Below are 11,554 nucleotides of genomic sequence, written 5' to 3' on the forward strand. Positions count from 1 at the left end.
CAAAGGTACTAATTAATTAATTCGCTATAAGAATTAACACGTATTCAGTGTATAAAATATAGATTCTTTTGTGTAATATTGCATATAAAAAATCTATAAAATTCAGGAAATGAGATTTATTGTATCCACGTCAATTTTATTAAAACAACTACAATCAATTAGCGGAGCTTCAAGTAGCAGTACAGTGCTACCTATTCTTGAAAATTTTTTGTTTGAAATTAAAGATAATTTATTGACCATTTCGGCAACGGATTTACAGACGAGTATGGTTACTTCTTTGCAAATAGAAGCAAAGGAAGAAGGACGAGTGGCTATGCCCTCTAAAATTTTGATAGAAACATTAAAAACGCTTCCTGATCAGCCTGTGGCATTTTCTGTGGATACCAATACATTGGCTATTGAGATTAGTGCTGGTGATGGTAAGTATAAATTAAGCGGAGAAAATGCGGATGATTTTCCAAAAATTCCGGTAGTTGACGATGTTTCTACGGTGGAACTAAATGCACCTATTCTTTCAGAAGCCATTACCAAAACGCTCTTTGCCGTGAGCAACGATGAATTGCGTCCGGCGATGTCCGGGGTGTTAGTTCAGTTGACCGAACAAAACATCACGTTTGTGTCTACGGATGCCCATAAATTAGTTCGCTATCGTCGTACCGATGTACGATCGGAAAAGCCAACGTCTTTTATTTTGCCAAAGAAGGCGCTAACACTATTAAAATCTTCGCTTCCGTCTGATGATGCCACTGTTTCCATTGAATATAATAACACCAATGCGTTTTTCCAATTCGGAAATATCCATTTGATATGCCGGCTTATTGATGAGCGCTATCCAGACTACGAAGCGGTTATCCCTCAAGTTAATCCGAACAAGTTAACGGTAGACCGATTGTTGTTTTTGAATACGTTGCGCCGCGTGGTTATCTTTGCGAATAAGACGACCCACCAGGTAAGATTGAAGATTTCCGGCAGCGAATTACATATCTCCGCAGAAGATCTCGATTTCTCGAACGAAGCACACGAACGTTTAAATTGCCAATTTGAGGGTGAGGATATGGAAATCGGATTTAATGCGAAATTTTTGGTCGAAATGTTAAGCAATTTGAATTCAAGCGAGGTCGTTATTGAAATGAGTACACCAAATAGAGCCGGGTTATTGATTCCTGCTATAAAAGAAGACAACGAAGATATTTTGATGTTGGTGATGCCGGTTATGTTGAATAATATATAAACTTGTCATTTTGGAAGTAGTATATTCTTTAATAGATTTTGTGCTCCATATCGATAAGCACCTTGTGGAGATTGTGAATGATTATCAGACTTGGACATACCTTATCCTGTTCTTGATTATTTTTATAGAAACTGGCGTTGTCGTCATGCCTTTTTTACCGGGAGACTCCCTTTTGTTTGCTGCCGGTATGTTGGCCGCACAGCCCAATGAATTGAATGTATGGATTCTGATAGCCCTTCTCTTGGTTGCCGCTATTGCAGGAGATTCAATGAATTATTCTATCGGGAGGCGCTTTGGTATGCAGATAACGAAGTTTAAGTTGTTTGGAAAACGCGTAGTAAAAGACGAACAGATCGAAAAAACGCATTCTTTTTATGAAAAATATGGCAGCAAAACAATTGTTATTGCTCGTTTTGTGCCCATTGTACGAACCTTAGCGCCATTTGTGGGGGGAATCGGGAGAATGCATTATGGCACATTTTTAACGTATAATGTCGTTGGGGGCTTTTTATGGGTCGTAGGTATCACGTTGGCTGGGTATTTTTTAGGTAATATTCCTATAATTCGGGACAACTTTTCGAAAGTAGTGTTACTCATTATTTTCCTTTCTGTTCTACCGATTATTTTTGAGGTAGTCAAAGAAAAGATAAGCAGCAAAAAACTAAAAAAGGAACCATAAGGCTTCCTTTTTTCACTGAAAATAGTTCCAAAATGCTCTCACCAGACGAAGACCTTTCTCTCCTTCGCCAGGATCAAGATTAGATCATTGCAGAAACTTTGTGCCGAAAAACCCAGCTTTATTAATGAGACGATTGATTATCTGGGAGAGAATTGATGAATTTCATATATTGTAGTACATATTAACAAAAAATAGCCTATTTTTGGAGAATTATTAAGTTATGGCTGTAGACGATTTAACTAAAGACCTCGCTCCAATTGCGTCAAATACGATGGCAGATATTGTTGAGGTCAGATTAAGAGAATACCTAAAAAAGAAATCCTTCGTTCCTGGCGACGCATTACCAAAGGAAATAGAACTTGCTGAAGCTTTGGGTGTAAGTAGAAATGTATTGCGGGAAGCGCTGAGCAGATTGCGTATGCTGGGCATGATAGAAACCAAGAAAAAACGGGGAATGGTGTTGGCTAGACCAGATATACTAGGAACTTTCGAACGGGTATTGGATCCCCTTATTATAGATAAAGAAACACTTCAGGATATTTTTGAGCTTCGACTGGTATTGGAAACGGGTCTTGCTGATTTGATCTATATTAGAAAAACCGATAAAGATATTATTGAATTAGAAAATATAGCGAAGAAAGAAATTAACCACGATAATTCTTTCAGAATTAAAAATGAAATTGCATTTCATGGCAAGCTTTATGAAATGTCGGGAAATGATACGTTAAAAAGGTTTCAGATTATGTTGCTACCCATTTTCGATTATGTGGTTACGCTTGAAAAGAAGCCGACGATAGGAAAAATAAACCATATGGATCTCGTTCAGATTTTAAAAACGGGAACGATCGAAGAGTTTAAAAGCGGGATGCAAGCTCATTTACAACCGCATTTCGATAGACTTAAGAAAGTCTGATTGATTTACGATCTATTAATTACTAAAAGCTTGCAATTTGCAGGCTTTTTTGTTTAGCTAAGCGTACAAAAAACAACTCTGAAAATATCTGGATATATAAAAGATACTTCCCTCTTTTTATATTGTGTTATATAACCACTAGAAACCAATCAATTTTAAATCCAAACACGAAGATTTCAGATGGTGGTAAATAGCTATTTATTAACGCTATAGGCATTGTTTTTAAATTTTATTTCAGGGTCCGAAAGAGGATGAAAAACCGTCTGAATGATAGCTGGAAAAATAAAAAATTATGAAACATTTGGATTTATAAATATTAACTTATACATTTGACATGTAGTACATAACTACTTAACTAAGATTAAACCTTTTCGTTATAAACTATGAACGCAAAAATTATTAATAAGCCGATAATCTTCGGAACATATTACTGTCCATTATTAATAAGCCAGCCATGAAACAAATAGATAAATATTTCATACTGTCATACGTCTTTCTGACCATACTTGGAGTATCCTGTTCAAAGAAGTTTGATGAACATTATAATCCCATAGCAAGGGTCGATAAAAACATTGTTGAGACGCTAGGTGAAGATCCGGAATTGTTAGACTTTGTCAAAATTATTGATAAAATAGGGCTTAGAAAAGCATTAGGAGAGGCTGCAATATATACGTGTTTGGCACCAACTAATGAACACGTTCAAGTTTTTGTTGAAGCAAATGGTTTTCGAACAATAGATGAAGTTCCGGAATCACTGCTTCGGCAATATGTAAATGCTCATTTTATAAACGGAATGTATTATAAGTATGATATCGAGAAGCGGTATAGTAATGCCGCGGAGGGGAGCCTGGCCGCAACCAAAGCAACGTATTATACCACGCGGGCAGAAGGTGTTCTGGTGAACCCTAAATCAGTCCGGATTTTCACGCAGCCGTTTTTTAATGTGCAGGCAGATGACTATAAAGCTATCTATAATATTGATGGCGGTGGATTTACAATAGAATCAGCTAAAGTGCACGAAATCAAATATGATATCAGTGCGGCAAATGGCGTAATTCATGTACTTACATCACCATTGCCAGAGTTGCCGATAACCGATGCCGCAGCTGCCCTGGATGGAGAAATATCGACATTTAGTAAATGGCTGGAAGGGCATGTTAGTTATATTCTAGGCCCGAGAGATCAATTCGGATGGGTGGATACAACCTTGATTAGAGCCTATTCGAGTGTCCGGAATGTTGCTGACGAATCAGTACTTTCGACCGTATTTGCTCCCACAGACGAAGCGATGCTTGCATATTTTACACCTTATTCACAGCATTTTGGTGGCACGCCTGGCACGCTTGATTCAGTTCCTGAATTTGTAAGAACACAAGTGATTAGAACTGCTCTTCTCGCAGAGCCATGGTTTAAAAGTGATGTTGTAAGAGATAATCCGAAGATCAGAGTGGGAGGTTTCCCTCAGGAAGTGAGTAAAATTGCTCCAACAATAGTAGGTTCTGTTTTATCGAGCAATAGTGTTATTTATAAAGTGAATAAAGTAGTTGAGTCCCCCATATTACACAGTGTCGAGGGTGGAGTCTATATGAGGGAGAAGTTTTACAATCAGTGGGTACAGATGTTTAGAAGCACTAATCTGGAAGATGGGCTGACAGATGGGCTATATTATCAGCATGCTGATAAAACAATCCTTGTCCAACCAGATGAATTTTGGACAGGACCTGCTGCGGAAGATTTGGCAGCTGCCGACCGTGAAATAAGACGAACGGAATGTAGAACCGGAATTTTTAATATTGATGTCAGAAAGGATGGAGGATTTAGAAAACGATATTATCCAACAGAATTTGGCTGGATATTGTTTGACAATAACAAGTTTTTCGATTATACCGGAAACTCAGTTTCGTTGTTGTCAGCCAACCCCGTGTGGGAAAAAGGCAATGGAGCTATTTTTGAAATTGATGGTTTTTTAAATCCCATGGATCCGGCGGATTTAACCCGGACTGTTTTTGCTTTAATTGCTGCAGATCCGGAATATGCTCAGTTTAAAAACGCAATTATCAAGGCGGGGCTTGAGTCGGAATTAAATTTAACCGGCTTCTTTACCTATACTATTTTTGCGCCAACCAATACAGCAATGCAAGCTGCAGGAATTAATGTAGCCACCTCGACACCCGAGCAAATGCGCGCTTTTGTTGGTAATTATGTAATTCCTAACCGATACGTGTTTACAGACGGCGTAACACAAGGTGGGCTTATTCCTAACAAGAATGGCGGGATGGTATCTTTTTCCGGTGCCTGGGAAAGTTTTAGTATGACCTATTCGCAAAAAGCAATAAAACCTACGCCACTTACAGCTGCTAATGTACAAGGGAGCAATGGCGTTGTCCACAAAGTTAACGAGACTTTTTAACGCAGAAATAATTAAGAAATGAACAAAATACTACGAAATATTTGCATTCTTACTGGGTTATTTTACCATTTAAGTCAAGATGTTTTTGCACAAACAGATGTAATAACAGGTATCGTTTATAACGAAACCAAGGATGTTGTGTTTCCGGAAGCAACAGTAATGCTGGTAAATCGGAATGATCTAGTATTAAATGCGGTAAGAACCGATGCATCGGGTAAGTTTCAGATTAAAAAACATGCGGATGCCGCAAAAATAAAATTCACTTTTATCGGATATAATCCGCAGGAATTTACAATAAGCAGCCGGAATCGCTTCGAAGTGGTTCTGCTACCCTCAAGTAGCGAATTAGAGGAGGTCGTTATTATGGCTAGGGAAAATGAAGGGGCCGACATGGGCATGCTATCGATAAATAAAAAGGAGCTCAGCAGTGCTGTTGCAAGTATAGATCTAACTGATTTGCGCAATGCTCCTGTAACGAATATAGAACAACTCATTCAGGGTAATGCCGCTGGTTTGCAAATTACGGCGGCGAGTGGTGATCCCGGAGCCGCGGGTACGGTGCGTATTCGGGGAGTTTCGAGTATTTCCGGTATAAATGATCCGTTATGGATTGTTGATGGAAGAGAAGTGATTGGTAATGACTTCAATGTTTCGAGTATAGCAGACTTTGGTTTTAGTCCGATTGGCGATATCGACCCCTCTGATATAGAGCATATTGACATATTAAAGGATGCCTCTGCTACAGCTTTATACGGGTCAAGGGGGTCAAATGGAGTAATTGTGATTAAAACGAAGCGAGGTAAGCAGGGCAAACCGATTTTTAGTTTATCATCAAAATTTACGACCACGCAGGTGCCAAATACAATTCCGATGATGTCCGGAGATGAACAGCGTCTTTTTTCTCTTGAAAGTTACAGATCGGGTGTTGATGACGGAAGTTTTCTGCGGGAGCTGCGCGGTGATCTTACCAGGGATGATGCATGGAAATATAATAATAATACCGATTGGATGGACGTGATTACCAGGACCGGTTATAATCAGCAATACAACGCCAATTTAAGTGGCGGGGGGGAGCGTGTAAGATACTATTGGGGACTGGGCTATACCAATCAATACGGAACGACAAAAGGGACAGGATACGACAGGTTCAATAACGTTTTTAATATTGATTATAGAGTTTCTAATAAGTTAAAGATTACGGCAGATCTATCATATACAAATTCATTAACCGATAAAAGAGGGCAGAGGCACCCGATAAATGAAAGCGGCGTAATAGAGGCAGGAAATAGTACCAATATAAATTCTGAAATTTCACCGATCACTTATGCACGGGAGATGGCTGCATTTTTTCCCGTTTATTCGCGAAATGGATTAGATTATTTTGTCGAGAGAGCCGCCTCCGCCTCTTACACATCTCGTTATAACCCGTTAGCGATAATTGATTACTCTACTAATCTTACAAAAGCAAATCGATTTCAAGCTTCTACCGCAATAGACTATAATATTATTAAGAACCTTGATTTTCGCTCACAGATAGCCGTGGATTTCCGCGAATCTTCTGACGAATATTTCCTGCCCGGATATGCAACAGCTGCATTACCAGGAGAAGTTTTGTATAATGCGGGCTTGCATGGTGAGGGAGGACAGCTGTTACTGAACAATACAAACAGATTATCATGGGCCGCTCTTAATAAAACCAATCACCGATTGTTGATGACCGGTATTTTTAAAGTGAGAGCTGAAACATTTAATTCAACCTTATTGAGTTATAATAACGGATCATCGCCTCATTTGCGATCTTCGGATGCTTCGGCTTTAATTGCTTCGGCTGAAGGTAAATTCGGGGATGAAAGAGAGGTAGGGTTTATATTACACGGGCATTATGGATGGCGTGATAGGGTTTTCATAACGACTTCCGCAAACCTTGAGGCCAATTCCAGACAGGGAAAGGATAACCCCTATATTATTTATCCGACATTGGGATTGGCATGGGATATGGCTAAAGAGGAGTTCCTTGCTTTACCAAAATGGATCGATCATTTAAAGCCCCGTTTTTCTTTCGGGGTGTCGGGTAACCTTCCAAGAAGACTCGTTAATTTGACAGATGTTGCCTATTCTACCGGAACAGGTTATTTAGGCGATCCCTATACCTATCCGTCTAAAATGGCCTACGATAAGATTAAACCGGAAACCAGTACGGAATTTAACTATGGTTTGGATTTCCACCTGTTTAAGAACAGAATTGAAGCATCGGTTGATTATTATAATAAGACTACGGATGATTTGCTATTAGAAGAGACACTCTCTTCGACGTTGGGATTTACCAAACAATGGATTAATTTTGGTTCCGTTCGCAATTCCGGACTAGAGTTCGGTATAACTGGGGTAATTAAAGAGCGAACTGCAACCGGTATTAGCTGGCGGACGCAATTCAATATCGCCACCAACCGGAATAGAATCCTGAGCCTTCCCGACAACCTTGATGCAGCTTCATGGCAAAGCACAAGAGATGGTTTTGTATCAAAGCTACAAGCCGGTGATGTGATTGGGGCATTTTACGGCCATCGTGCGCGGGGAGTTTACGCGAGAGACGATGATGCTATTTTAAGGGACAACAACGGAGAAATCATTTTTCAAGCAGATGGGGTTACACCTAAACAGATGCGTTTCGGATCCAATTCAGGTCACCAGTTTAGAGGTGGAGATATGATATATGATGATATTAACGGGGATGGTATTATTAATGAGTTGGATAAGGTTCAAATAGGAAACAGCAGCCCTCTATTTTTCGGAGGCTGGAACAATACCTTTGATTATCGAAATCTGCAGTTATTAGTGCAATTTGAATACAAGTATGGTCATGATGTAATAAACTTGAGTCGCAAAAACGTAGAGAAGATGCATGATTCGAGAAATCAAGCGCAGTCCGTTACAGCCCGCTGGAGAACACAGGGTGATATAAGTGATATGCCCCGCGCGGAGAGGTTAGCGGAATGGAACCAGGCAGCATCTACCAGATGGGTAGAAGACGCTTCTTACCTGCGCTTAAAATCCGTCTCAGTATCTTATAATTTTGATCGGAGATCGGTGATGAGGCTGGGTCTTAAGAATGCAAGCGTATTCTTAACAACCTACAATCTCTATACATGGACTAAATACCTTGGTGTTGACCCAGAAGTTCCCATTAATGGAAACATTACCATGCCAGGGGTAGATAATAATACCACAGCACCTCCGAGACAATTTACAATCGGATTGAGAGCAACACTTTAATTTTAACATGAAGACAATGAAAATATCGAATAAGATTAAATGCGGGTTGTTAGGGTTGATTCTTTTTATATCTGCCTGCGATAAGTTTTTAGAGGTAGGACAGCCTGACAACTTGGTTAAAGATGAATTTTGGCAGAACAGGGATCAGGTTCAATCCTCATTAAATGGATTATATACGTCATTTAACAACTGTGTTAATTTGTTCCAGGCCTGGGGGGATATCCGGTCCAGTTTATACGCGCCGGGTAGTCAGGCCACTTCGACTCATACGCAATTCATATCGCATGATATATATACTGAAAACTCATTGCTGAATTGGGGAAATATATACAGATCAATAGGATGGATAAATGCATTTATTAAAAATGCCCCTGCTGCGCTCCAACATGACCCTACTTTTAAAAAAGAAGAATTAGACAATATGCTGGGTGAAGCACATGCATTACGTGCGCTATACTATTTCTATCTGGTACGTGCTTTTAAGGAGGTTCCGATTATAAAAGAGCCGTATGAATCGGATACGCAAAATATGAGTGTTGCAGCTTCATCTGAAAATGAGGTTCTTGATTTCATTGAAGAAGATTTGAGCTTTGCCTTAGATGCAGCCCCCCAAACATTTACAAATAATTTTCACCGATTTGGCCGTGTAACGAAGAATGCTGTATTGGCCATGATGGCGGATGTTAAACTTTGGCGAAATGAGTATGATGCATGTATTGATCTTTGCGAGATGCTCGATGCGTCCTACGCAGATAAATTGGTAGAGCCGTCTGCCTGGTATACTATTTTCAGTCCTGGAAACTCTCCTGAGTCTATTTTTGAATTTCAATATATGGAGAACGGACCATCATCCCCATTATACGGTTGGTTTGCCTATCACGATAATACCAGGGATATTTATCTTGCCAATAGAACTAATATACTAATAAATGCAGGGGAACTTCTTTATTCCGCCGCCATACCTGAACATTTTTCCGCTGATACGATCCGGTTAAAAAACTATAGTGCATTTACGCTTACCGAAGCTTCTAACGGGTATAGACCGGCATATGAAGTTTACAAATTTCTTGGACAGGCGCCTTATCAGCGGTCATACAGGAATCAAAGTGATCGTGTTGCGCATTATATCTTCTATCGTTATCGCGAAATCATGTTTATGAAAGCAGAAGCATACGCCATGAATAATGAATATGAAAAAGCAGAAGCTATCATAAATATAATCCGTAAACACTGCGACCTGCCTGACCTTACTCCGGGAGAAGCCGGACAGGGAATTGAATTCTTTTCCTGGCTTTTGATGGAGAGAGAATTTGAGTTAGGGTTTGAAGGCAAAGAGTGGTTTGCAGCTGTGCGTATATCCCGGAGGCCCGGATATGAGAATATCCTTATTGAAAAAGCAGCCACAAATCATGCTATGGGGCGAAGCTATCAGGTAATTCGTGCCAGACTATTGGATACTGAAAGCTGGTTCCTACCTTATCACCGAACAGAAGTGGAGAGGAACCAATTGCTTCAACAAAAAGATTTTTATAAAAATAAATAATTATAGACTGTATTAAACGCACGAAGATGAAACAGTACTTATATTACTTTTTAAGCGAAAAAATAATAGGCGGTTGTTTGATGCCGCTCGCTTTTATCATATTATTTGTAGCCACTGGTTGCGAAAAGAGATTCTCAGACGCGAGGTATGATGATACGGATGAACTCCAGATAATGGATTTTGTCGACCAAGAGGCAGAACTCACTACCTTCAAAGAATTAATTGATTATGTAAACCGGAGGGGCCTCTTAAAAACCGCAGGAGCCTATACACTTTTTGCGCCGACCAATCAGGCTTTTGACAAATTGTTTGCCAGATTGTCGGCAGAGGGTGACCAGGTGACTTCTATCAAAGATAAATCTCCTGAATTCTGGTTAAATTATTTTTCATATCATTTATTAGACAGAAAAATAAACACGAATGTTTTTATACCGGGCCCGCTCCCTGCTCCCACAGTTTTAAATAATAAATATTTAATTGCCGATATCAGGGATTCATATAGTTCTGTCAAGTTGAACAATTTTGTAACCATTACACAGTCAAATATTGAAATGACTAATGGGTATATAAATATAACGGATGAGGTGCTTTCACCACCTGTAGAAAGTATTTATGACGTGCTGCAAAAAACGGGAAAGTATACGATCATGCTGGGCATCTTTGAAGAGACCGGATTAATCAAGTATTTAAAAGATAGTACCATTACATTAATTATTGAGCGTGATGAGGTCTTATTGAATAATAATTTTGATAAAAGCGCCATTCCAGACTTAGATGACTGGGCCGGTTATCATATTATTCCAGATTCGGGATATTTCTTAAATCAATTAACAAATGATGGACGGTTCTATCCCGCATATAAAAAAGAATCGCTGAGCTTCCGGGTGGATGATATGGATAACTATTTCATGAATGAAACATTCCAATTTAACCAATCACTAGAGTACGGTATTGATCGGGTCTGTTCCAATGGAATCTATCATTCAATAGATACTGTTGTGGAAATTGTGGAGGCACTGCCATCATTTATCCGATATAACCTATATCCGCCCGGAAGTCCGTACGGTGCGCAGAATGTATTTACTGAATCGCCGGCGAGAATAGTGATGAATGACGGAACACAAAGCTATCATCAAAATAAGGAAGGAAGGATCGTTGCATTTGATGCACAACAGGTAGGGGATCATTTCTACCTCACCATTCCTGAAGTACCGGCAGGAAAGTATAACATCAGATTAGTACATCGTAACGGAACACGCGGTAAGTTTATTACTATTTACGATGAAAAAATAATTAAAGCGGATATTGATTTGGCGGTGAAAGATGGCGACTGGGAAGTATGGAATTATTATATCGTTAACAATTGTGGAGAAATTGACGTTCAAAACCGGTCTGATGTGACAATAACGTTCGCATTTACAGGTTTTGCCACCGGCAAGCTAGGTAATTATTGTTGCGATATATTAATGGATGCAATTGAATTAATACCAGTAGTAAACTAAAAG

General features: G+C 39.4%; 7 protein-coding genes. All 7 read left to right on the top strand.

Going from position 1 to position 11,554, the window contains the following annotated elements; genetic code table 11:
• Positions 1–109: 109 nt before the first annotated feature.
• The 7 genes from dnaN to H8B17_RS01085 all read left to right on the top strand — a co-directional run bounded on the left by dnaN (position 110) and on the right by H8B17_RS01085 (position 11,551).
• The gene (gene dnaN, locus H8B17_RS01055) at positions 110–1,231 is read left to right on the top strand and encodes a DNA polymerase III subunit beta (protein WP_190307331.1); all 1,122 of its coding nucleotides are present in this window, start codon (positions 110–112) and stop codon (positions 1,229–1,231) included.
• Between the two features lie 10 nt (positions 1,232–1,241).
• On the top strand, positions 1,242–1,910 hold the full coding sequence (locus tag H8B17_RS01060) for a DedA family protein (RefSeq protein WP_190307332.1): 669 nt from the start codon (positions 1,242–1,244) through the stop codon (positions 1,908–1,910).
• Between the two features lie 220 nt (positions 1,911–2,130).
• Positions 2,131–2,823 carry a FadR/GntR family transcriptional regulator gene (locus H8B17_RS01065; protein ID WP_148918060.1) on the top strand — a complete coding sequence of 231 codons (693 nt, stop codon included), beginning with the start codon at positions 2,131–2,133 and terminating at the stop codon, positions 2,821–2,823.
• Positions 2,824–3,277: 454 nt separating this feature from the next.
• Positions 3,278–5,233 (top strand): fasciclin domain-containing protein, encoded by a 1,956-nt coding sequence (locus H8B17_RS01070; protein WP_148918061.1) that lies wholly within the window; start codon positions 3,278–3,280, stop codon positions 5,231–5,233.
• Between the two features lie 18 nt (positions 5,234–5,251).
• Entirely contained in the window at positions 5,252–8,506 is a 3,255-nt protein-coding gene (locus H8B17_RS01075) for a SusC/RagA family TonB-linked outer membrane protein (protein ID WP_190307333.1), read from the top strand.
• Positions 8,507–8,522: 16 nt separating this feature from the next.
• Complete coding sequence (locus H8B17_RS01080; RefSeq protein WP_190307334.1) at positions 8,523–10,049, top strand: RagB/SusD family nutrient uptake outer membrane protein; 1,527 nt, start codon at positions 8,523–8,525, stop codon at positions 10,047–10,049.
• 26 nt (positions 10,050–10,075) lie between these two features.
• Complete coding sequence (locus tag H8B17_RS01085) at positions 10,076–11,551, top strand: fasciclin domain-containing protein (RefSeq protein WP_223816279.1); 1,476 nt, start codon at positions 10,076–10,078, stop codon at positions 11,549–11,551.
• Positions 11,552–11,554 lie beyond the last annotated feature (3 nt).

Origin of the sequence: Sphingobacterium arenae (assembly GCF_014692505.1) — a bacterium.
Classification (GTDB): Bacteria; Bacteroidota; Bacteroidia; order Sphingobacteriales; family Sphingobacteriaceae; genus Sphingobacterium; species Sphingobacterium arenae.

Bases quoted from the DNA above. Each gene is read 5' to 3' on its own strand.
- dnaN (WP_190307331.1), top strand. From the start codon at position 110: ATGAGATTTATTGTATCCACGTCAATTTTATTAAAACAACTACAATCA.
- H8B17_RS01065 (WP_148918060.1), top strand. From the start codon at position 2,131: ATGGCTGTAGACGATTTAACTAAAGACCTCGCTCCAATTGCGTCAAAT.
- H8B17_RS01070 (WP_148918061.1), top strand. From the start codon at position 3,278: ATGAAACAAATAGATAAATATTTCATACTGTCATACGTCTTTCTGACC.
- H8B17_RS01075 (WP_190307333.1), top strand. From the start codon at position 5,252: ATGAACAAAATACTACGAAATATTTGCATTCTTACTGGGTTATTTTAC.
- H8B17_RS01080 (WP_190307334.1), top strand. From the start codon at position 8,523: ATGAAAATATCGAATAAGATTAAATGCGGGTTGTTAGGGTTGATTCTT.
- H8B17_RS01085 (WP_223816279.1), top strand. From the start codon at position 10,076: ATGAAACAGTACTTATATTACTTTTTAAGCGAAAAAATAATAGGCGGT.